Source organism: Pigmentiphaga sp. NML030171, from assembly GCF_002188635.1.
Lineage (GTDB): Bacteria > Pseudomonadota > Gammaproteobacteria > Burkholderiales > Burkholderiaceae_B > Pigmentiphaga > Pigmentiphaga daeguensis.
In genome coordinates, this window is sequence record NZ_NINX01000015.1 from 22,019 (window position 1) to 44,233 (window position 22,215).

The 22,215-nt window shown below is 62.3% G+C and carries 21 protein-coding genes; 10 read left to right on the plus strand and 11 right to left on the minus strand.

Annotated features, from left to right (window positions below):
* Nucleotides 1-4 precede the first annotated feature (4 nt).
* The 10 genes from CDO46_RS02625 to CDO46_RS02670 all read right to left on the minus strand — a co-directional run bounded on the left by CDO46_RS02625 (nucleotide 5) and on the right by CDO46_RS02670 (nucleotide 11,588).
* Nucleotides 5-1,660 carry an electron transfer flavoprotein-ubiquinone oxidoreductase gene (locus CDO46_RS02625; RefSeq protein ID WP_176400645.1) on the minus strand — a complete coding sequence of 552 codons (1,656 nt, stop codon included), beginning with the start codon at nucleotides 1,658-1,660 and terminating at the stop codon, nucleotides 5-7.
* A 19-nt stretch (nucleotides 1,661-1,679) separates the two neighbouring features.
* Entirely contained in the window at nucleotides 1,680-3,086 is a 1,407-nt protein-coding gene (locus CDO46_RS02630) for an MmgE/PrpD family protein (protein WP_087837015.1), read from the minus strand.
* Nucleotides 3,087-3,101: 15 nt separating this feature from the next.
* Nucleotides 3,102-4,088 (minus strand): tripartite tricarboxylate transporter substrate binding protein, encoded by a 987-nt coding sequence (locus tag CDO46_RS02635; protein WP_087837016.1) that lies wholly within the window; start codon nucleotides 4,086-4,088, stop codon nucleotides 3,102-3,104.
* 47 nt (nucleotides 4,089-4,135) lie between these two features.
* On the minus strand, nucleotides 4,136-5,272 hold the full coding sequence (locus CDO46_RS02640; RefSeq protein ID WP_087837017.1) for an NADH:flavin oxidoreductase/NADH oxidase: 1,137 nt from the start codon (nucleotides 5,270-5,272) through the stop codon (nucleotides 4,136-4,138).
* The gene (locus CDO46_RS02645) at nucleotides 5,269-6,303 is read right to left on the minus strand and encodes an NADPH:quinone oxidoreductase family protein (RefSeq protein WP_243724409.1); all 1,035 of its coding nucleotides are present in this window, start codon (nucleotides 6,301-6,303) and stop codon (nucleotides 5,269-5,271) included. The genes CDO46_RS02640 and CDO46_RS02645 overlap by 4 nt, the downstream gene beginning before the upstream one ends.
* Nucleotides 6,303-7,088: an enoyl-CoA hydratase/isomerase family protein gene (locus CDO46_RS02650; protein WP_087837018.1), complete on the minus strand. Its 786-nt coding sequence runs from the start codon at nucleotides 7,086-7,088 to the stop codon at nucleotides 6,303-6,305. The genes CDO46_RS02645 and CDO46_RS02650 overlap by 1 nt, the downstream gene beginning before the upstream one ends.
* Nucleotides 7,085-8,299, minus strand: coding sequence for a CaiB/BaiF CoA-transferase family protein (locus tag CDO46_RS02655; protein ID WP_087837019.1), 1,215 nt, complete (start codon nucleotides 8,297-8,299; stop codon nucleotides 7,085-7,087). The genes CDO46_RS02650 and CDO46_RS02655 overlap by 4 nt, the downstream gene beginning before the upstream one ends.
* A 23-nt stretch (nucleotides 8,300-8,322) precedes the next feature.
* A complete protein-coding gene (locus CDO46_RS02660) occupies nucleotides 8,323-9,399 on the minus strand; it encodes an acyl-CoA dehydrogenase family protein (protein WP_087837020.1) in 1,077 nt (358 codons plus the stop codon).
* Between the two features lie 11 nt (nucleotides 9,400-9,410).
* Nucleotides 9,411-10,574, minus strand: a complete 1,164-nt coding sequence (locus tag CDO46_RS02665; protein ID WP_243724408.1) for an acyl-CoA dehydrogenase family protein — start codon at nucleotides 10,572-10,574, stop codon at nucleotides 9,411-9,413.
* Between the two features lie 219 nt (nucleotides 10,575-10,793).
* On the minus strand, nucleotides 10,794-11,588 hold the full coding sequence (locus CDO46_RS02670) for an enoyl-CoA hydratase-related protein (protein ID WP_087837022.1): 795 nt from the start codon (nucleotides 11,586-11,588) through the stop codon (nucleotides 10,794-10,796).
* Nucleotides 11,589-11,762: 174 nt separating this feature from the next.
* Between CDO46_RS02670 and CDO46_RS02675 the strand changes: the two genes are divergently transcribed.
* Genes CDO46_RS02675 through CDO46_RS02705 form a run of 7 tightly spaced genes read left to right on the plus strand, consistent with a single transcriptional unit; the run spans nucleotide 11,763 to nucleotide 18,139 of the window.
* A complete protein-coding gene (locus CDO46_RS02675; RefSeq protein WP_087837023.1) occupies nucleotides 11,763-12,989 on the plus strand; it encodes a CaiB/BaiF CoA-transferase family protein in 1,227 nt (408 codons plus the stop codon).
* 34 nt (nucleotides 12,990-13,023) lie between these two features.
* Entirely contained in the window at nucleotides 13,024-14,169 is a 1,146-nt protein-coding gene (locus CDO46_RS02680) for an acyl-CoA dehydrogenase family protein (RefSeq protein ID WP_087837024.1), read from the plus strand.
* A gap of 37 nt (nucleotides 14,170-14,206) precedes the next feature.
* Nucleotides 14,207-14,689 (plus strand): MaoC/PaaZ C-terminal domain-containing protein, encoded by a 483-nt coding sequence (locus tag CDO46_RS02685; protein ID WP_087837025.1) that lies wholly within the window; start codon nucleotides 14,207-14,209, stop codon nucleotides 14,687-14,689.
* Nucleotides 14,690-14,714: 25 nt separating this feature from the next.
* The gene (locus tag CDO46_RS02690) at nucleotides 14,715-15,482 is read left to right on the plus strand and encodes a glucose 1-dehydrogenase (RefSeq protein WP_087837026.1); all 768 of its coding nucleotides are present in this window, start codon (nucleotides 14,715-14,717) and stop codon (nucleotides 15,480-15,482) included.
* A gap of 59 nt (nucleotides 15,483-15,541) precedes the next feature.
* A complete protein-coding gene (locus CDO46_RS02695; protein ID WP_087837027.1) occupies nucleotides 15,542-16,504 on the plus strand; it encodes a tripartite tricarboxylate transporter substrate binding protein in 963 nt (320 codons plus the stop codon).
* A 28-nt stretch (nucleotides 16,505-16,532) separates the two neighbouring features.
* Entirely contained in the window at nucleotides 16,533-16,982 is a 450-nt protein-coding gene (locus tag CDO46_RS02700) for a PaaI family thioesterase (RefSeq protein ID WP_087837028.1), read from the plus strand.
* Nucleotides 16,979-18,139, plus strand: a complete 1,161-nt coding sequence (locus CDO46_RS02705) for a CaiB/BaiF CoA-transferase family protein (protein ID WP_087837029.1) — start codon at nucleotides 16,979-16,981, stop codon at nucleotides 18,137-18,139. The genes CDO46_RS02700 and CDO46_RS02705 overlap by 4 nt, the downstream gene beginning before the upstream one ends.
* A 20-nt stretch (nucleotides 18,140-18,159) precedes the next feature.
* On the opposite strand, the gene CDO46_RS02710 is transcribed toward CDO46_RS02705, so the two are convergent.
* The gene (locus CDO46_RS02710) at nucleotides 18,160-18,984 is read right to left on the minus strand and encodes an IclR family transcriptional regulator (RefSeq protein ID WP_243724407.1); all 825 of its coding nucleotides are present in this window, start codon (nucleotides 18,982-18,984) and stop codon (nucleotides 18,160-18,162) included.
* A gap of 132 nt (nucleotides 18,985-19,116) precedes the next feature.
* On the opposite strand from CDO46_RS02710, the gene CDO46_RS02715 reads away from it, so the two are divergent.
* From CDO46_RS02715 to tgt, 3 genes are all read left to right on the plus strand, one after another.
* Nucleotides 19,117-19,887, plus strand: coding sequence for an enoyl-CoA hydratase/isomerase family protein (locus CDO46_RS02715; RefSeq protein ID WP_087837031.1), 771 nt, complete (start codon nucleotides 19,117-19,119; stop codon nucleotides 19,885-19,887).
* A gap of 139 nt (nucleotides 19,888-20,026) precedes the next feature.
* Nucleotides 20,027-21,052, plus strand: coding sequence for a tRNA preQ1(34) S-adenosylmethionine ribosyltransferase-isomerase QueA (gene queA, locus CDO46_RS02720; RefSeq protein ID WP_087837032.1), 1,026 nt, complete (start codon nucleotides 20,027-20,029; stop codon nucleotides 21,050-21,052).
* Nucleotides 21,049-22,182 carry a tRNA guanosine(34) transglycosylase Tgt gene (gene tgt, locus CDO46_RS02725; protein ID WP_087837033.1) on the plus strand — a complete coding sequence of 378 codons (1,134 nt, stop codon included), beginning with the start codon at nucleotides 21,049-21,051 and terminating at the stop codon, nucleotides 22,180-22,182. The genes queA and tgt overlap by 4 nt, the downstream gene beginning before the upstream one ends.
* Nucleotides 22,183-22,215 lie beyond the last annotated feature (33 nt).

Sequence of the window (22,215 nt, forward strand, 5' to 3'; positions counted from 1 at the left end):
TTCTTCACATTTCGGGGTAGTTCGGACCGCCGCCGCCCTCGGGCGCAACCCACACGATGTTTTGCGTCGGATCCTTGATGTCGCAGGTTTTGCAATGCACGCAGTTCTGAGCGTTGATCTGCAGGCGTTCGCCATTGCTTCCCGGTTGCGTATCGTTTTTCACGAACTCATAGACCCCTGCCGGACAATAACGCGATTCCGGGCCGGCATACCTGGCCAGGTTGATGTCGACAGGAACCGACGGGTCCTTGAGCGTCAGGTGCACCGGCTGGTTCTCTTCATGAGCCGTGTTCGAGATGAACACCGAAGAAAGGCGATCGAAGCTGATCTTGCCATCCGGCCTGGGATAAGTGATCGGCCTGAAATCCGAGGCGGGCTTCAGGCACTCGTGGTCGGCGTGCCTGCGGTGCAAGGTCCAGGGCACCTTGCCGCCGAAGAGCTTCTGCTCGATACCCACCATCATGGCCCCCGCGTACAAACCCTTGCTCATCCACTGCTTGAAGTTTCGCGCGCGATTCAGTTCCGAATAGAGCCAGCTGCGCTTGAACGCTTCCGGATAAGCCAGGAGTTCGTCCCGCGCGCGGCCGGCGCCGATGGCATCGAAAGCAGCCTGGGCCGCCAGCATGCCGGTCTTGATCGCGGCGTGGCTACCCTTGATGCGCGAAGCGTTCAGGAACCCCGCATCGTCGCCCACCAGCACGCCGCCCGGAAAGATCAACCTGGGCAACGAGAGCAGGCCGCCGGCGGTCAATGCGCGCGCGCCATAGGCGAGCCGCTTGCCATCCTCGAAGAAGGGCTTGATCATCGGATGCAGCTTGTAGCGCTGGAACTCGTCATACGGACTGAGGTAAGGATTCTGATAGGCCAGGCCGACAACGAAACCCGCGGCCACCAGATTGTTTTCCAAATGGTAGAGAAAAGAGCCGCCATAGGTATCGCTTTTCAGAGGCCAGCCGGCGGTATGGATTACCAGGCCCGGCCTATGTCTGGCCGGATCGATCTCCCACAATTCCTTCAGGCCTATGCCGTAGGCCTGCGGATCCGCCCCTTTGTTCAGATCGTACTTGGCCATCAGCCTTTTGCCGAGGTGACCGCGGCACCCTTCGGCGAACACGGTGTACTTGGCAACCAGCTCCATGCCCTCCTGGAAGCCGGCAGTTCGCTCACCATCTCGACCCACGCCCATATTGCCGGTGGCCACGCCGCGTACGGCGCCTCCCTCGTCATAAAGAATCTCGGTGCCGGCGAAGCCGGCATAGATCTCCACGCCGAGTTCCTCGGCCTTGGAGGCAAGCCAACGGCACACGTTTCCCAGGGAGACGACGTAGTTGCCATGGTTCTGGAAGTTTCCGGGCAAGGCGAAGCCGGGTACTTTGAAACCGCCGGACTCGGACAGGAACAGGAACCGATCCTCCGTAACCGGCTGGTTCAGCGGCGCACCGTCTTGCTTCCAGGCCGGCCATAGCTCGTCAATGGCTATCGGATCCATCACCGCGCCGGAAAGGATATGGGCACCGATCGTCGAACCTTTTTCGATCAGGCAGACGCTGATCTCGCCGCCGCTCTCCAAGGCAAGTTGCTTGAGCTTGATCGCCGCGGCCAGTCCCGCCGGACCGCCGCCAACGATCAGCACGTCATACTCCATTACTTCCATGGTCATGCTTTCCAGTCGTTTCCAGTCAATAGATGGTCGATTCGAGGTGGCGCCACGTTCCCACCGTCTCTCGAAAACTCGGGGCATGTTCCAGGGCGCCGATCGCGCGGCAGAAACCGGCAACCCGGCTCGCTTCGCAACGCCCTGCGGTCAACTTCCCGAACTTGGTCCGCAGATCGCCGAAATCCATCGGATTGTCCGCATGGCCCTTGGCCGAATCGATCCGGACATCGAAACGGTCACCGCTGGCAAGACGCACCGATAGTCTGCAAGGCGCGGATTGCGGATACCCGTCGGATAGTGCCGGGTCGACGGTAACCCGGGTTTTTCTCATCAAGCCCGCCAGTACCGCATCGTCGAGGCGCGCATCATTGAATGAATCCCTATCCACGTCGCCGTAGACGAGCATGGTCGCGACGACAAAGGGCAGGCTGTGATCGGCGGTTTCCGCGGTTCTCGGCGCCCACTTCAATGATTCACTCGCCATTTCATTGAACGATTGCTGATACGTCGCCACGTCGATACTTTCGATCTGATCCGGCCGGACCACACCGAACAGCCGTTGCGCCGCCCAGGCGGCAGCTTGTCCGTGGTAGCACAATGGGAAACTCTTGAAGTTGACCCGCGCGATGCGGTTCGACTCGCTGGCGATCGACGGCAAGTCCCAATCGAAGGCTCCGGTTATTTCGAACAAACCATGCGGTCCCTCAAACACCTCTTCGGGACCGGTATACCCCTCCCTTGCCAACAGGACGGCGAACACACCATTGCGGGCGGCGTTCGCTCCCGCACAGTTCTTCCAGCTCGAAAGACTCCCACGCCGGGTTTGCAGCAATGCAAGATTGGGGGCCAAGGCAAGGGACAGCGCCTGCCCCATTTGTTCCCTGTCCAGACCGAACAACATGCCCGCCCCCATCGCCGATGCGACCACGCCGTAGACGGGCTGGTCCCATCCAAGGGCGTTCAAATCGACGGCATCGCAGCAGGCGCAGTAGATCTCGTACGCCGCAATAGTCGCCGCGATGACTTCCGCGCCGCTCGAGTTACAGGCATCCGCCGCGGCGGCGATGGCGGCAACGACGTCGCTGGGATGTCCGCCGCATTTTTTCCTGTAGGCGTCGCTCAGATCGAGCAGGCGTAGCATCACGCCGTTGGCATAAGCCGCCATCTCCACGCTGGCGGTCCAGTCGCAGCCCCAGACCTGGGCGGCCGGCTGCCCCCCCTTGTAGCGGCCGGCGGTATGGCGGGCTTTGTGCGCCAGGGGCGTATCAAAAGCCCCCAGCGCGCATGCGAAGGTATCCACCAGACTGCGTTTGCACGCATCCACCGCGGAGGCGGAAAATGAAGCGTCTCTGGCGGAGATCGCGAAATCGACGATTCTGGACGAGGTCTTATCCATTCCCTGCCCGGCCGCTTGCGCGGATCGGGTCATCGATGATTGCAGGCCCTAGACCTGGATGCCGCTCGCCTTGATGATGGGAACGAATCGGGCGACCTGCTCTCGAACGAACCTGGCAGTGGACTCCGGCGTCGAATCCGTGACCGGGTCGATCGCAAGGCCTTGCAGGTCCTTCTGGAACGCCACGTCGCTCATGATCTTGTGAGACTGATCGCCAAGATAGCCCACGATGGCCGCCGGCATGGCGGGAGGCCCGAAAAGCGCGTTGAACGTGTAGGACAGCAGGTCGGGCATCCCGCTCTCGACCGCCGTCGGCACTTCGGGGGCAATCGGCGAACGCTTGTCCATCGTTATGGCCAGAATGCGGACTCGCCCCATGCGCTGCGCGGCCTCGACCGACGAGAAGGTCGCCATCAGGACCGGAATCTGTCCGCCGATCAGGTCTTGCACGCTGGTCCCGCTTCCCTTGTAGGGAACATGGGGGAGTTCCAGCCCCCCGGCCTGGGTCTTGAACATTTCGCCGGTCAAGTGGTTGATGCTGCCGACACCTGCGGAACCATAGGCATACTTGCTCGGATTGGCCTTGATCAACGCGATCAACTCTTGAAGATTCCTGGCTGGAACACTCGGGTGCACCGCGATCACCATGGGAATGATGCCGAGCAGGGCAATGGGCGTGAAATCCTTCACCGGATCATACGGCGGCTTGCTCATGATGAACGGACTGATCGCGTGGGTCGACGACGTCCCGATTTCCAGCGTATATCCGTCCGGCGCCGCGCGAACGACCTCCAGGCTGCCGATCGTGCCCCCTGCCCCGCCTTTGTTTTCCGGCACGATCGACTGGCCTGCGGCGGACTCCAGTTTCTGTGCAAAACGGCGGCCCAGGATGTCGGTCTGGCCTCCCGGCGCAAAGGGGATGATCAAGCGTACGGGACGATTCGGATAGGTGCCTTGTGCCAGCGCAAGCCTTGGTGCGACAAGAGATTGCCCGGCAGCCATACCTGCCGTGGCGAGAAAGACGCGGCGATCCATGAGTGTCTCCTAGGTTGTATGACGCTTGCTCAGGGCACAGAGATGGCTCATTTGGCGTCTTTTGTGAAACCGGATTTGGTTCGGCGATTCAACCACCACCCATACTGCTTGGGCATCAACGAAAACTCGGCGTCGTAGCCCAGGGCATGGGCTGCGTGGGCGGCCCAGAACGGGTCATAGAGCATTTCGCGGCCGATTGCGATCAGATCGGCCTGCTGCCGTCGAAGAATCTCGTCCGCCTGCGGCCCATCGATGATCAGGCCCACCGCGGCAGTAGCGATGCCCGCGTCCCGTCGTATCGCTTCGGCATACGGCACTTGAAATCCGCGATTGGCGACATTGCGCGAAGCAGTCGGAGAGCGGATCGCAATGCCGCTCGCCGAGCAGTCGACGAGATCCACGCCGCACTTCTTCAGTTCCCTGGCCAGTACGATGGAGTCCTCGATCGTCCAGCCGCCCTCGTCGACCGAAGAAACACGGAAGAACAGCGGTTTGCCTTCCGGCCAGGCCTTGCGCACCGCCCGCGAAATTTCCAGGGCGAATCGCATCCGGTTTTCCAGACTGCCGCCGTATTCATCCGTTCGATGGTTGGAGGCCGGGGACAGGAATTGATGGATCAGGTAGCCATGCGCGCCATGAACCTCGAGAATGTCGAATCCGGCCTTCTCGGCACGCTGCGCCGTGGCGACCCATGCATCGACCACATCGGCTATGTCGCTCTTGGACATGGGACGGGGGATGGGCCATCCTTCCAGGTAGCTTGTCGCACTGGGGCCGATCACCTCCCAGTGCTCCTCGCCTTCAACTGGCATCGAACGATCGAGCGGACCGAATCCGTCCCACGGCTTGAGCGTCCCCGCCTTGCGCCCCGCATGATTGACCTGGATCGCGGGAACCGACCCCTGCGCACGGATGAACTGCGTGAGGCGCTTGAGCGGCGCTATCTGCTCGTCCTTCCACAAGCCCATGTCACCGACGGTGCCCAGGCCCCGACGCTCGACTTTGGTCGCCTCCACGAAGACCAGCCCCGCACCGCCCATGGCGAACTTGGCGAAATGGGCGAAATGCCAGTCCGTGATGAAGCCGTCCACCGCGCTGTACTGGGCCATGGGGGACACCATCACGCGATTCGGAATCGTGACGTCACGAAGGGTCAACGGGGTAAACAGCAGAGGGATTTTCATTGGGGCAAGAGTTTCATATCCGATCGACAAATGACCAGCGCCTTTCCTATCACTCGGCGCTCGCGAACATCTTCCAAGGCCTCTTTCGCCTTCTCCAGCGGATACTCGGAAGCAATGGCGGGAAGCAGCTTTCCGCCGGCGATGGCTTCGGCCAGTTCCCGGATGTTCCGGGCCCCGCCTTCCGGGAATTTCCTGGAATACGTGTCCCATGACACGCCGATCACGGAAGCGCCTTTCAGCAGGGGAAGATTCAGTGGCAGGCGCGGAATCTCCCCGGCCGTGAAACCCACCACCAGATGCCTTCCGTTCCAGCCCAGACTCCTGAAGGCTGCCTCCGTATACCTGCCCCCGACCGGGTCGAGCACGACATCGACACCACGTTCGCCAACAATCGCCTTGATCGCGCTACGCAGGTCGTCTTTCTCGTAGTTGATGGTGTAGTCGGCGCCGCACTCGGTGCACCGTTTCAGCTTGTCGTCCGATGACGCGCAGGCAATGACCGTGGCCCCCAGCATCTTTCCAAGTTGGACGCCGGCGATGCCCACGCCGCCGGCGGCGCCAAGAACGAGCAGAATGTCCCCTCGGGCAAGCTGCGCACGGTCTTTGAGCGCGTGGTAGCTGGTGCCATAGGCCAACGGGAATGCAGCGGCATGCCGCATGTCCATGCCCGCGGGAAGCTTCCAGAATCGATCGGCGGCAACCACGGCCGACTCGGCAAAGCCCCCCGAGCGCGTAATGGCGACACCGGCATCGCCGGGTTCGATACCCGTCACGCCGGGCCCGATCTTTTCGACCACGCCGGAAAATTCATAGCCTGGAATGAACGGCAGGGCGGGACGATGCTGGTACAGATTGTCCAGCATCAAGAGATCCGGAAAATTGGCGGACGCGGCGTGCACCTGGACAAGCACCTCGCCCGCCTGCGGCACGGGTGTCTCGACATCACTCACCGCCAGGGACGCAGGCGAATAAGACCCGCGTTCGCCGGAGCCATGCTCTCCAAAGGCCGTACAGACAAGGGCACGCATCATCAGGCCTTCTTCTTGCGGTCCAGAAATGCCGCCACACGCTCGCGGTGGTCGGGCGTCTCGCGCAGGATGGAGGTATGGGACGACACCATGTCCAGATGCGATGCGAGCGTCATCGTCATGCCCTGGTAGATGGAGCGTTTGTAGGCACGCACCGCCTCGAAGGGCTGCGCCGCGATGGTCCGCGCAAGTTCTTTGGCGGCGTTCAATGCCTCGCCTTCCGGGACGACGCGATTGACCAGGCCGATGCGCTCGGCCTCGGCCGCATCGATGACACGGCCGGTCCAGCACAACTCCAGCGCCCGGGCGGTTCCGATCAGGCGCGGCAAGTACCAGGTGCCCCCGTCCCCCGCGATCAGCCCGACGTTGATGTAGCTCTCGGCCATGGTTGCCGTCTGCGCCATGATGCGCAGATCGCACATCAGCGCCATATCCATGCCTGCACCGCGCGCGGTGCCATTGACCGCGGCAATAACAGGCTTGTCCATTCGTTCAAGCGCGAAGGCAATCTTGTGCACGTGGCGAAAAAGAAAATCCTTGCGTTCGAGCGCATCGTTGTTCGCGCGCTCTTTCTGGGCATTGACGTCGCCGCCGGTGCAAAACGCCTTCCCGGCGCCGGTCAGGATGATCGCCTTCACCGCCGGGTCTTCGGCCGCCTCTTCGAGGATCGCGTTCCACCGGATGATCATTGCCTTGGTGAAGGCGTTGTACTTTTCTGGACGATTCAGGGTCAGCACGGCAATGCCGTCCGTATCGACCTCGAACAAGATCAGGTTGTCTTCGCTCATGACTCGGTCTCTTCCGCAGTAGGTCGGGTACTTGCGCGTGCCGCGCATTGTTTGATTTGCGCGGGCGCATATCCCAGCAGTCCGCCCAGGATTTCCTGGCCGTGCTCGCCCAGCTGCGGGATGTGCGGCTTCGGCGCCGCATCCGTACCGGGCATGGCGAACGGGGCATTGGGGATCAGGTAGCTGCCCGCCGGATCCACCACTTTCGTCATGGAACCCCGGTAGACGACCTGGGGATCGGCGATCGCCTCCGCGACGGTCATATAGCGGCTGCACGGCACGCCGTCGGCCAGAAGGTGGTCCTCGCATTCAAGGCCGGTGCGGACCTTCGTCCATTCTCCGATCAGATCCATCAGTTCGCCCCAGTGCGCCTCCCTGGCGCGCGTACGGGAGAACCGCGGATCTTCGATCCACTCCGGATGGCCCACGGACCGGGCCAGGAGCTCGAAGTTCTTTTGGCTGGTGGGAGCCAGCACGATATGGCCGTCGATGGTCTTGAGAGGTTGGTAGACACGCACCTTCTCGTTGGTGGGCGCTTGCGCTTCCTGAACTTCATAGACCAGGATGTTCAGCATACCGTCGAATAGCGAAACGTCCAGGTATTGGCCCCTGCCCGTGCGCAGACGCTGGATGTACGCAGCCTGGACGGCGCTGAAGGCGGATATCCCGCCGAACAAATCGCCGGTAAAGGTGGCGGTGTTGGCCGGCTGATCCGCCTTCTGGTAACCCATTTGCGCATGATCGAAGCCGGAGGCCGCATGCACCATGGGAGCATAGGCCGGGCGCAATGATTTGGGGCCGGTCTGGCCAAAACCCGAAATGGAACAATAGATCAGATCGGATCGCCCCTCGGAAAGCGCCTTGTAGCCGACGCCAAGACGGTCGGCAACACCCGGCCGCCAATTCTCCACCACGATGTCGCACTTCTGCGCCAGGGCTTTGGCGGCGGCAACGCCCGCAGCGCTCTTGAGATTGAGCACGACGCATTTCTTGCCGGCGTTCAACTGCCCGAAGAAGCTGCTGTAGCCATTGCGGACAGGACGCCTCGAGCGATTGTGATCGCCTTCCGGTGGCTCGACCTTGATGACTTCTGCACCCAGGTCCGCAAGCAGACGGGTGCAATACGGCCCCGACATCATGTTTGTGAAATCAAGAACTCTCACCCCCGCAAAGGGACCGGGATGAAGAGTGGGTTGCGTAGCTGCTGACATGAGGACTTCGGCTCCGAAAATTCCTATTTGGAAAACGGCGCGGGAATGGGGGCGATCACGCTCCAAAGCGCCTCGCCGCCCAGCGTCGCGACATGCCGTCCAATCCACTCGGCCCATTCGCGCTCGTCTCCGAATTCCTCGCGCCAGGACCAGACGCGCCGGGTCGACAGGTGCAGCGCGTGCTCCTTGGTGAATCCCATGGCCCCGTGAATTTCGTGGGCGATGGCGCTGACGATGCCGGCGGCTTCGGAAGCCCGGACCTTGGCGACCGCAATGGCGAACGGAGAGGCCTGTTCGGTCAGGCCCTCGACGGCGGCTTGCACAGCCGCAGAGGCGGCTGCCACTTCACCTGCAAGAACGGCCGCCTGCTGTTGGATAGCCTGGAATTTCGCAATGGGTTTGCCAAACTGGATCCGCTCTTGGGCATAAGTAACCGAACTATCAAGAATGGTCTCAAGAGCGCCGGAAATGGCACATGCCCGCGCCAGCGCGCCAAACGCGTGGACTTCGCCGGGCGACATCCCGCGCTCGATCGCCACATCGCCTTCGTCAACGATGGCATCGCCGAAATCCACGGTATCGCGCGGCTCGTTGGCAAAATTCTCCGCCTGGTGCCGGACGGCCGGCTTTCTGACCACGACGGTCGCCGGCTTTTGCTCATGCATCGCGGTAAGGACGACAGAAGAGGCATGCCGCGCCCAGGGAACGCGGTGCGCCACCCCGCTGAGTCGCCACTGCCGATTCACCCTGTGCAATTGCACCTGTGCTCCCGCTGGCGTGGACGCAATCGTGGCCGGCCCCTCCACGGGCGGCAGGCCAGCCGCCGACAGCAGCATCTCGGCCAGCAGCGTTTCAGCCAAGGGGGCATGCAGGGAATAGGCGCCGGCGACTTTCAACAAGGAGAATGCATCGGCCAGGTCGCACCCCGGTCCGCCGCGCGCTTCCGCCGTGGCCGCAAGAGTCAGTCCGGAATCTTCGAGAGCCGTCCAGACAGCTTCTGGCCACCCTCCTCGTTCTGCCGTTTCGATGGCCTGGCGGGTGCAGTAATCCCCGAAAAGACGTCTTGCGGGGTCCAATAACAGTTCGCGTTCGGTAGTCATCGGGTGCCGTCTCAGCGAAGTCCAAGCCCACGTGCGATGATCCCGCGGAGAATTTCCGCAGTACCCCCGCGTATCGTGTGCGACGGGGCATAGAGGATGGCCCTGGCGAGCATGTCGTGGAAACCGTCGGCCGGATCCAGGCTGGCCCTCGCCCACTCGGGGACGACGCGGCGCGCCACGGCGGGAATCTCCTGGTCCAGATGAGTGCCCAGGTCCTTGACCAGGGCCGCTTCCACCATGGGCGATTCGCCCCGCTCCAGGAGCCCCGCGATGGAAAAAGACATCTGGTGCAGTGTGGAGAGGTGGGCAACGAGACGTCCCACTTGCTCGGCATCGTATTCGGTCGCACCCTTCCCGATGTGATCCACCAATGCAACGAGAAGACCGTAGGCGTTCATCCATCGCTCGGAGCCGCTGCGCTCATGGGCAAGTTCGCCGGTGACCTGGCTCCATGCGCCGTCTACTTTGCCGATCACGGCATCCTCCGGCAGGAAGACCCGGTCAAAGATGACTTCGTTGAAATCGTGGTCATCCGCGAGGTTGTAGATCGGGCGAATAGTGATGCCTTCGGTCTTCAAGTCCACCATGAACTGTGTGACACCCGCGTGCCGATCCGCCTCGGTTCGCGCGCTCGTTCGTGCAAACAGATTCATCTTGTGTGCCATATGCGCATAACTGGTCCAGACCTTGGTGCCTTCGACCAGCCACCCGCCATCGACCTTGGTCGCTTTGGTCCGGATGGAAGACAGGTCGGAACCCGAATCCGGCTCGCTCAATCCGACACAGATGTAGCACTCTCCCTTGGCGATCAGGGGCAGGATTTCGCTTTTCTGCTTCTCGGTCCCCACGGCAAGTAGCAGCGGTCCTATCTGGCGATCGGCCAGCCAATGCGCGCGCACCGGCGCACCGGCGGCGAGCAACTCCTCGGCCACCACATAGCGTTCCAGGTAGGAGGACTCCTGGCCACCATATTGCCTTGGCCACGTCATCCCGATCCAGCCTTTGGCGGCGACTTTGCGGCTGAACGCGGGATCGTAGCGATCCCATCCGGCAGCTGTACGGGTATAGCCGCCCGATGCATGCTCGTCCGCGAGAAAGTCGCGGGCCTGTCGGCGCAGGGCGGCCAGCTTCGGCGCCAGCTCTGCGATTGGCGGAATGAAGTTAGTGAGTTTCACGTGTTTCGTACATCGGCGTTGCCGGGGGTACGGCTCCGCCGAAATGTCTCCGAAAAAATTCTTCTGGAAAGCTTGCCAGGCGTTCATTCGTTCATATTTATGAACGTTGTTCATATTATTAAATCTAACGAGCACCCTGTCAACAGAAACCAGGCCACCGGCGGAGATTCCTGGATGAGAGGACGGAGGCGACGGCATGCCCGCCCGACAAGGCGGAACTTATTCCTTGCCTTCGTAATATTTCCGGAACTCGGGTTTCCTCTTTTCCAGGAACGCCCGCACACCCTCATGCGACTCTTCCGTACCGTAATAAAGGCTGAGCGCCTGCATGCCGAGTCCCCCGATACCGCGAATCGAATCGGAGTCAGCATTGAACGAGCGCTTCGCGATGGAAATCGCCGTCGGGCTCAAGGCCAGGATCTCGTCACACCAACGCTTCACCTCGGCATCCAGTTGATCCGCCGGCACGACCGCGTTCACCAACCCCATTTCCAAAGCCTGCGCCGCCTGGTAGCGACGGCATAGAAACCAGATCTCGCGCGCACGCTTCTCGCCGACGACTCGGCCAAGGAGCGCAGTGCCGAACCCTGGATCCACCGAGCCGACCTTGGGGCCGACCTGGCCGAAGATTGCGGTCTCTGACGCAATGGCCAGATCACAACACGTGACCAGCACGTTGCCGCCGCCGATCGCATAACCGTTGACTCTTGCGATCACGGGCTTGGGCACTTCGCGGATCAACCCCTGCAGTTCCTCGACAGGAAGCCCGATCATGCCTCGGCCGTCATATCCGCCATCGTGCGCCGACTGGTCGCCGCCAGTGCAAAACGCCTTGTCTCCCGTCCCCGTCAGGACGATCACGCCGACCGACCTGTCCCACCCGGCGCGGTTGAAAGCGTCGATCATCTCGTCGCAGGTCTTGCCTCGAAAGGCGTTGTATTTCCCGGGACGGTTGATCGTGATCGTCGCAACGCCGTCGTCCTGACGGTAAATGATGTCGCTGTACTCGCCCATGTCTGCTCCTCGGTTGTCGTGGCAAAAAATATTCAACGAATCATGGCATAGAACCTTTCGTCAGTGTATATTTACGAACATCGTTCATATATAAGAACGAATCAGGAATAGTCCCCCGCCCCGGACAGTGCGGCCGCCCCTCGGAACAAAGCCCTACTCACATCGCAGATAGACATGGCTGGACCTCTCTCACATCTCCGCATCCTCGACCTGACGCGCGTCCTGGCCGGCCCCTGGTGCACCCAGATGCTTGCCGATCTGGGTGCCGACGTCATCAAGGTGGAACGCCCCGTTGCAGGCGACGACACGCGTCATTGGGGCCCGCCGTGGACCAAAGACGGCCAGGGCGACAATACGGAGGACTCTGCGTACTTCACGTCCACCAACCGAAACAAACGTTCGATTGCGGTCGATCTCAGCACGAAAGAAGGCCAGGCGCTGGTTCGCACCCTGGCGGCGAAGTCGGACATCCTGGTGGAGAACTACAAGGTCGGAGACCTCAAGCGCTACGGCCTGTCGTATGAAGACCTGCGCGAGGTCAATCCCAGGCTGATCTACTGTTCGGTCACGGGCTATGGACAGACCGGCCCCTACGCGTCGCGTCCTGGCTACGACTTCGTCTTCCAGGGCGAAGGGGGACTCATGAGCATCACCGGCGAAGCCGATGACAAGCCCGGAGGCGGCCCGATGAAAACCTCGATCGCGGTGGCGGACGTGCTCACGGGATTGAACGCCGCGATCGGCATTCTTTCCGCGATAGAGAGTCGCCACGAAACAGGTCGTGGACAGCATATAGACATCGCGCTTCTCGACACGATCGTGCATTTCGGCTCGAACCAGATCGTCAGCTACTTCACCAGCGGCAAGATTCCCCGACGCTGGGGGAACGCCCACCCCAACCTCACGCCTTACCAGATCTTCAAGACTGCCGACGGCCACCTGATCGTGGCTTGCGGCAACGATGCCCAATACCAGGCGATCTGCTCGATCCTGGGACGCGACGACCTGGCGCGGGATCCTCGATTCCAGATCATGTCGGGCCGCAATGAAAACCGGGCGGCGCTGGTCCAGCAGCTTGAAAAGACTTTTTCAGAACATACCACCGAGGAATGGCTCAAGCGTCTCGAAAACTGCGATGTCCCGACCGGTGCGATCAACACTTACGACAAGGTATTCCAACATCCCCAGGTGGTCCATCGCCAGATGAGAGTGGACATGCCGCACGTAGCGGGAGGCATGGTGAGCACCGTGCGCAACCCGATCCGGCTTTCGGGAACGCAGATCGAATACCGGTATGCGCCGCCACAGCGCGGCCAGCACACCGACGAAATTCTTGGCGAGATCCTGGACCTCGCCGCCAGCGACCTGGAAGCACTGCGCAAGAAGGGCACGATTGAATGAAGCGGGGCGCAAAGCGCCCAAGGAACCCGCACAAATGACCTACGAACTTCAAGAGGATCAACGCCAGGTCCAGGATCTCATCCGCCGCGTCGCCAGGGAGCGCGTCGCTCCACGCGCGCAGGAAATCGACCGGACTGCCGAATACCCTCACGACATGTTTGCCCTGCTCAAGGATCTGGGACTGTTCACCTTGCCTTTTCCCGAGGTCTATGGCGGCGCCAACAGCATGCTGTCCGCATGCGTTGCCATCGAGGAACTGGGACGTGTCTGCTACAACACCGCCTACCTCCTTCTCGTCCAGTGGGTGCCTTTTGGAGCAATCCTCGCTGGCGGCACCGAGGCCCAGAAACAGCGCTTGCTGCCCGGCCTGGCTGCCGGAGAGATCCGCGGCGCGTTTTCCACCACCGAGGCGCAGAGCGGGTCCGATGTCGGCAGCATCCGCTGCCGCGCCGTAAAGGTGGAGGGCGGCTACAGGATCAATGGCGCCAAGATCTGGTGCACGAACTCCGACATCGCGGATTTCGTCCTGGTGGCGGCCAAGTACAACGATGGCGACAAGGACGGAATCAGCCTGTTCATCATCGAGAAAAACGCCGAGGGATTCACGGTCGGAAAGAAAGAAGACAAGATCGGCGCACGCGGCGTTCCCTCCTGCCCGCTCTTCCTCGACAACGTATTCGTCCCCGACGAAAACCTGCTCGGAGGCGGCTTCCGCGCCGTCATGGAAGCCTTCAATGCCAGCCGTCCGCTGATCGGCGCTCGCGGTGTCGGACTGGCCCAGGGCGCCATCGACCACGCCATCGAGTTCATCACCAACCGCAATGCCTTCGGCCAGTCCATTTCGGAATTCCAAGGCATCCGATGGATGCTGGCGGACATGGCGATCCAGACCGAGGCCGCGCGCAACCTGGTCTACCGCGCCGCATCGATGGTGGATGCCTGCGAACCCGCTGCCGCGCTGGCGCCGGTCGCCGCCATGGCCAAGTGCTTTGCCACGGACACCGCGATGCGTGTGGCAACCGACGCGGTGCAGATGTTCGGCGCCGCCGGCGTCTCGTCGGAGTACCCGATCAACCGATACTTCCGGGACGCGAAAGTTCTTCAGATCATCGAAGGCACCAATCAAATCCAACGCAACATCGTCGCCAACGGGTTGCTTGGCCGTCCTTCCCGCCGATAGACGGACGCCAGGCACCGCCAACAGTAAAGGTAAAACCATGAGTGAAGAAGACATCCCCACCGTCGGTCTTGGCCTGTACTTCGAGGATCTACCGCTCGGGAGGAAATTCAAGACGCTCGGCCGCACCGTCCAGGACGCCGATATCTGCGCATTCATCAACGTCATTCACATGACGGAGGTGCTGTTCACCGATATGGAGTTCGTCAGGAACGAGTCGGACATCAAGGGCCGTATTGCCCCGGGGGCGTTCATCTACGGCATGGCCGAAGGCCTGCTCGCCCAATCGACGATGCAGAAGACGGGCTACGCGTTCATCAACATGGAGCTTACCGTCCATTCGCCAGTGTTTGCCGGCGACACCTTGCATGTGGAGTGCGAGGTCATCGAATCCCGCCGTTCGAATAGCCGGCCGGGCCGTGCACTGGTCCGTACCCGCAACAAGGTCGTCAAGCAGGACGGCACGGTCGCCTTGACCTACACCCCGCTGCGGATGCTGAAGTGCCGAGACGCAGCGAGATAGCAACTTTTTTGCAATGGAGAAAGCCATGCGAGGACTCAAGGACAAAGTCGTCATCATTACCGGCGGAGCCGGCGGCATCGGCGCGGCGCTTTCTGCAAGATTCGCCGCCGAAGGCAGCAAAGTCGCCATCTTCGATCTCAACGCGGCCAGTGCCGACGAAGTCGTGGAAGGGATCAAGACGAACGGAGGAACAGCCATCGGCTGCGCGGTCGATATCACCGATCACGATGCCGTCAATGAAGCGGTCGCCAGGATCGAGGCCACGCTCGGCCCCGTCGACGTGCTCGTGAACAACGCCGGCTGGGATCACGCGGACCGCTTCGTCAACACCACGCCGGCCCTTTGGCAGAAGCTGATCTCCATCAATCTCGTCGGCCCGCTGAATCTCCATCATGCGGTGCTCAAAGGTATGCTCGAACGCGGTCATGGACGCATCGTGAACATTGCCTCCGATGCCGGCCGGGTCGGCTCCTCGGGAGAATCCGTCTACTCGGCATGCAAGGGCGGCATCATCGCCTTCACCAAGACCATCGCCCGCGAGACCGCGCGCAAGAAGATCAACGTCAACGTTGTCTGCCCGGGGCCGACCGACACCGCACTGTTCAAGGATTTTGCCGGGGAAGGCGAAAGCGGAGACAAGCTGCGCGGTGCGCTGGAAAAAGCGATTCCGTTTGGCCGCCTGGGCCAGCCGGAAGATGTAGTCGGTGCCGTCTGCTTCCTGGCCTCGGACGATGCGTCCTTCATTACGGGTCAGGTGATTTCGGTCTCGGGTGGGCTGACGATGGCGGGCTAGCGCCGTCCGCCCCCTTTCACCTGGCAGCACCGGTTCCCAATGAATGCGAGACAAACGGCATGAAGACGATTCTCAAGACGGTTCCCCTTCTCCTCCTCATGGCGTCCAACGCCGCCCACGCCGAAGAAACCTATCCGTCGCGCCCGATCCGCCTGGTCCTTGGATTTGCCGCCGGCGGAGGGACCGATGTCATTGCCCGCGGCATTGCCCAGAAAATGGGCGATGCCATGGGAGGACAGGTCTTCGTCGACAACGTGACCGGCGCCAACGGCAATATCGGCAGCGACCAGGTCGCGAAATCCAGGGCTGACGGCTACACGCTCCTCTACAACACGTCCGCCCTGATCCTGAGTCCTTCGCTGTACACGAAGCTTCCGTACAGCTACAAGGATTTTCAGCCCGTTGCTCTCACGGCCAGCCTCCCGATCATCCTGGTGGCATCACCGAAGAGCCCGTACAAAAGCGCGTCGGACCTCATCGCCGCCATCAAGGCGAATCCGGGAAGGTTGAACTACGCGTCCGCCGGGAACGGCAACATCACCCACCTCTCCGCACTGCTCCTGCTACAAGCGATCGGGGGGTCCGCAACTCACGTTCCCTACAAGGGCGAAGCCCCCGCCGTCACCGACGTCGCAAGCGGACAGGTGGATTTCTATGCGGGCACCTCCGCGGGAGTGATCCCATTCATCAAAGACAAGCGCCTGATCGCCCTGGCAGTGGGCACGGAAAAGCGCATGAGCGGGCTGCCGGATGTCCCCACCCTCTCCGAGGTTGTCGGCAAGCCGTTGGAACTTGGCGCCTGGTCAGGCATCGTGGCCCCGGCGGGCACCAAACCCGAAATCGTCGCCAAGCTCAACGCGGCCATTCAAACGGCCCTGAACGACAAGGATCTACTGGTTCGCCTTGCAGAACAGGGAGCCGAACCGAAGCACGGCACGCCAGTCCAATATGGCAGGTTCATCGCTGACGAACATGAGCGATGGGACAGGATCATCAAATCCAACAACGCACGCATCGACTAGCCCTGCAAGATCGAAGAGGAAGCATGCAATGGCTATCGACACCCTGGAACAAATGCAGGCGATCGTGGACCGGTCACCCTTCAATCGATGGATCGGCGTCAAAGTTGCCCATCTGGGCCCCGATGGGCTCATGCTGGAGGTTCCCTGGCGTCTCGACCTCGTATCCAGTCCGGAACGCAACTCGATACACGGCGGTGTCCTGGCATCGCTCATCGATACGGCCGGCGACTACGCCATTGCAGCACGCCTTGGCTATCCGGTCCCGACCATCGACCTTAGCGTGGACTATCACCGGGCCGCCAGCTCCGGGGTCTTGCGCGCCAGTGCGCAGGTCGTTCACATGGGGAAGCAATTGATCACTGCGGAAACGCGCATTGCCGATGACCAAGGCCGCCCGATCGCCAGCGGTCGAGGACTCTATTTCGACAGCGGCCCCCCTCGGGCGGTAGCCAAGACGACCGGCGCCGGACAGCAATGACAACGACGACCGGTATTGCCAGCGGCCCCTTGAAGGGAATCAGGATTGTCGAATTTGCGGGCATAGGCCCGTCGCCGATGGCAGCCATGACCCTCGCCGACATGGGCTCGACGGTACTGAGGATAGATCGGCCGGTCCCGCCTGGCCTGGGCATCGAGCGACCGCTCGAATACAACCTGCTCTTGCGCAATCGCCAAAGCATCGCACTCGACTTGAAGGATCCGGCGAGCAAGGAGCTGGTGCTGGAACTGCTTGAAACAGCGGATGCCCTGATCGAAGGCTTTCGTCCCGGCACGATGGAGCGGCTGGGATTGGGGCCGGAGATCTGTCTTGCCCGCAATCCACGCCTCGTATACGGCCGGATGACGGGCTGGGGGCAAGACGGTCCCCTGGCTCGAGCAGCCGGACATGATCTGAACTACATCGCTCTGACCGGCGTATTGAGCTGGATCGGGCGCGAAAAGCAACCGCCCACGCCGCCGCTCAATCTGGTGGGAGACTATGCGGGCGGCGGACTCTATCTGGCGTTGGGAATTCTTGCTGCCATCCTCGAGGCACGCAATTCCGGACAAGGACAAATCGTCGATGCCGCGATTGTCGATGGCACGGCCGCCCTGGCAACCTCCGTTTTCGGCATGCATGAAGCGGGCATGCTCGGTCCCCGGGGAGAGAACATCCTCGATTCCGGCGCCCCCTACTACGACGTGTATGAATGTGCCGACGGATGCTGGGTGTCGGTCGCGCCGATCGAAGACAAGTTCTATCAAGATCTTCTCGAGCGTCTGGAGATCGATGCAACGACGCTCGGCCGCCGGGAGGCTCCCGATTATCGTCGACGGGCGGCGGCCGCCTTGAAGGCCAGATTCAAAAGCCAGGATCGCGACTATTGGTGCAGGCTGCTGGAAGGTACGGACGCTTGCTTCGCGCCGGTCCTGAGCGCCAGCGAGGCGCCGGAGCACCCCCACCTCAAGGCTCGCCGGACCTTCGTGACGGTGGACGGAATCACCCAGCCGGCGGCGGCGCCGCGATTCTCTCGTACCGGCAACGGGCTTCCCGTTCCGCCGGCGAAACCGACCAAAGAGACAGGCAGGGCAGTTCTTGCAGAGTGGCTGGGCGCCGAAAAGGCGCGATCAAGAGAGGAATTGCTGAAAGGATGATCGACGCCGGGCCTGCTGCCTCAATTGCGAACGTCGCGCAGTACGTCGGAGGCTCGCGGTGCGACCTCCAGCATCAGCCTCTTCAAATCAGGAAGAGCCTTCTGGAAACGCTCGGTAGGGCCGGCAATCATCAACGCATGCGTCGCCGTGCCATCGTTGGAAACAATGGGCGCGGCAATACCGGAAGCGCCAGAAACCGCTTCCCCGAGACTGATGGCGATACCTGTGCTTTGGATCCGCTCGAGCTCGTCCCTGAGCCAGGCCTTGTCGATAGCGGCCTTGGTCACCGGACCGACCATCTTGGTCGACTTGATGTACCGGTCACGCCATTCCGGCGGCTGGAAAGCCAGCAGGGCGCGGCCGGCGGCAGACACGAACAGGGGCCGGGAGGTACCCGCGGGGACGGCATAGCGAACGGCTTCCTGGCTCTCGATCATTTCCACGTAGTTGCACAGACCGACCGTGCGGTCGATGGTGGCGAGGTAGACACTTTCGCCGCTCCTCTCGGCAAGCTCCAGCAGAAACGTGCGTATCAGTTTGGAGAAGGTACGGACAGAAAGTATGTCGAGCGAAAGCTGGAACGCCTTCGGCCCCAGGCTGTAACGGCCCGTGGCTTGCGTCAAGAAGCCACTTTGCACCAATGGCCTCAGGAGAGAAAGCAGGCTGCTCTTGGGAGAGACCAACGCGGCGCTCAACTCGGCAAGCGACATGCTATCGCCGGATTTGGCCAGGGAGTGGAATATGTTCAACAGACGCATCAGGGACCGGGGCCCCGACGATCCTGCCTCGCCAGGCATCACATCTTCACGCTTTGGATTTTTTCCAGTATTCGTCAACTGCGTCATGTCCCGTGTCGAATCCAGAGAAGATGCGGATATGCAGAGCGATCTCAGTTTAACGCGTTTAAGTCGCCCACACCCCCTTCTTCCGCCTTGCCGTGAACATTGAAAGTCCCTTTTTTCGCTTTGGAGACGCACATGCTGGTTACCCTTGAGTATCGTGGAGCGATTGCGATCGCAACGTTGAACCGCCCGGAGGCCCTCAACGCGTTAAGCCTTGAACTGCTGTCCGATTTGAGGGATGTCATCGGGCAGATCCGGCAATCCGCGGCGCGCGGATTGCTCATCACCGGCTCCGGCGGCAAGGCTTTCTGCGCTGGCGCCGACATCAAGGAAATGATGGAACGCTCTGCTTCTGCAAGCAGGAAGGCCATTGCGGAAGCGCAAGCCATCATCAGCAGCGTCGGCACGCTCCCCATCCCCTCTGTCGCCGTGATCAACGGCTTTGCCTTCGGGGGCGGACTCGAGATCGCCCTGGCGTGCACGTTCCGGGTCGCGATGAAGCAAGCACGGATGGGCTTGCCGGAGATCAAACTCGGCCTCATACCCGGATACGGCGGCACGCAGCGACTCCCGCGCCTCGTCGGCGAATCGCGCGCGCTCGATCTGATTCTTTCCGGACGGACGGTCGATGCCGACGAAGCCTATCGCATGGGGTTGGTTGACCGGCTGTCGGAAGGCAGCGACCCGATCGAAGCGGGCGTGGATTTCCTGGCTTCGTTCACGGGCTTCAGCCTTGCCGCCTCCGCCCTCGCCCGGGAAGCGGTCGCGAGAGGGGCGGAGCGCGGCCTGGACGATGCGCTCAGGATCGAAGGCGATTTGCTGACGCTCGCGCTTCAAACCGGCGATGCCAAGGAAGGCATGCTGGCGTTCATCGAAAAGCGCAAGGCTTGCTTCAAGGATGAATGAGTTGGCGGGGAAGGGCCGGGGGCAAGCGTCGCCTATCGCCGGTTCCCCACTGCCCGCCGGCCTGGCGGCCGTCCGGACAGGCGCCGATTCCAGGCTATGATGGTGGGTTGCCGTGCGCTTTCCCAACCCTGTCTTACCCGTGCCAGATCTCACTCTCGACGATTTCGACTACGAACTTCCGCCCGAGTTGATCGCCCAGACCCCCGCCGCCGACCGCACCGCCAGCCGCCTCCTCCACCTGGATGCGCAAGGCGGGCTGCACGACCGCCGGTTTGCCGACCTGCCCGGCCTGCTGCGCCCGAACGATCTCCTGGTCTTCAATGACACCCGGGTGATCAAGGCGCGCCTCTTCGGGGAAAAAAGCAGCGGCGGCAAGGTGGAAGTGCTGGTCGAACGCATCACCGAACCCGACCGCGCGCTGGTGCACCTGCGCGCCAGCAAGTCGCCCAAGGCCGGCGCGACGATCCGCCTGGCGGGCGCCTTCGACGTGACCATGCTGGGCCGCGAGGGCGACCTGTTCGACCTGCGCTTCCCCGGCCCGGTGCTGGAACTGCTGGCCGAGCACGGCCAGACGCCGCTACCCCCCTACATCACGCACACGCCGGACACCGGCGACGACGCCCGCTATCAGACGGTGTACGCCCGCGAACCCGGCGCGGTGGCCGCCCCCACGGCGGGGCTGCACTTCGACGATGCCCTGCTGGCGACACTGCGCGCCCAGGGCGTGCGCACCGCCTTCGTGACGCTGCACGTGGGCGCCGGCACCTTCCTGCCGGTGCGGGTGGACAATCTGTCCGAACACGTGATGCACAGCGAACTCTATACGCTACCCCAGGCCACCGTGGACGCCATCGCGCAGGCCCGCGCCGCGGGCGGCCGGGTGGTCGCCGTGGGCACGACCAGCGTGCGGGCCCTGGAGTCGGCCGCCGCCACCCACTGGCCGCTGCGCGAGACGCGCGGCGACACGCGCCTGTTCATCACGCCCGGCTTCGAGTTCCGGGTGGTGGACGCGTTGATCACCAATTTCCACCTGCCCAAGTCGACGCTGATGATGCTGATCTCGGCGTTCGCGGGCATGGACCCCATCCGCCGCGCCTATGCCCATGCCGTGGCCCAGCGCTACCGCTTCTTCAGCTACGGCGACGCGATGTTTATAGAACGATGAACGGACTCAAATTCGAACTCCTGGCCACCGAGGGCCAGGCCCGCCGCGGGCGCGTGACGCTGAACCACGGCGTGGTCGAGACGCCCATCTTCATGCCGGTGGGCACCTATGGCACGGTCAAGGCCATGGCGCCCTACGAGCTGGACGAGGTCGGCGCGCAGATCGTGCTGGGCAACACCTTCCACCTCTGGCTGCGGCCGGGCACGCAGATCATCGATGCCCACGGGGGCCTGCACGGCTTCATGCAGTGGCACAAGCCCATCCTGACGGACTCGGGCGGCTTCCAGGTGTTCAGCCTGGAGGGCCTGCGCAAGATCACCGAGGAAGGGGTGCGCTTCGCCTCTCCCATCGACGGCGCGCGGCTGATGCTGACGCCCGAGGAATCGATGCGCATCCAGCGCAGCCTGAATTCGGACATCGCGATGGTGTTCGACGAGTGCACGCCCTACGCCATCGACGGCCGGCCGGCCACCGTGGACGAGGCGGCCACCTCGATGCGGATGTCGCTGCGCTGGGCGCGCCGCTCGCGCAATGAATTCGACGCGCTGGAGAACCCCAACGCGCTGTTCGGCATCGTCCAGGGCGGGATGTACGAGACCCTGCGCGACGAATCGCTGGCGGGCCTCAAGGACATCGGCTTCCATGGCTATGCCATCGGCGGCCTGTCGGTGGGCGAGCCCAAGGAAGACATGCTGCGCATCCTGGCCCACGTGGCGCCCCGGCTGCCGCAGGACGCCCCGCGCTACCTGATGGGCGTGGGAACGCCCGAGGACCTGGTGGACGGCGTGGCCGCCGGCGTGGACATGTTCGACTGCGTGATGCCCACGCGCAACGCCCGCAACGGCTGGCTGTTCACCCGCTACGGCGACGTCAAGATCCGCAACGCGCGCTATCGCGACGACACCCGTCCGCTGGATGAAACCTGCGGCTGCTATACGTGTCAGAACTTTTCCCGCTCGTACCTGCACCATTTGTTCAGGTCGAACGAGATCCTGGGGGCGCGGCTCAATACCATCCACAACCTCCACTATTACCTGCAGCTGATGCAGGAAATGCGCGATGCCATCGCCGGCGGCGTTTTCGCGTCCTGGCGGGCGGAATTCGCCGCCAACCGGGCCCGTGGCGTCTAGAATTCCACCTCCCGGCCCCGTCGTGGCCAACCA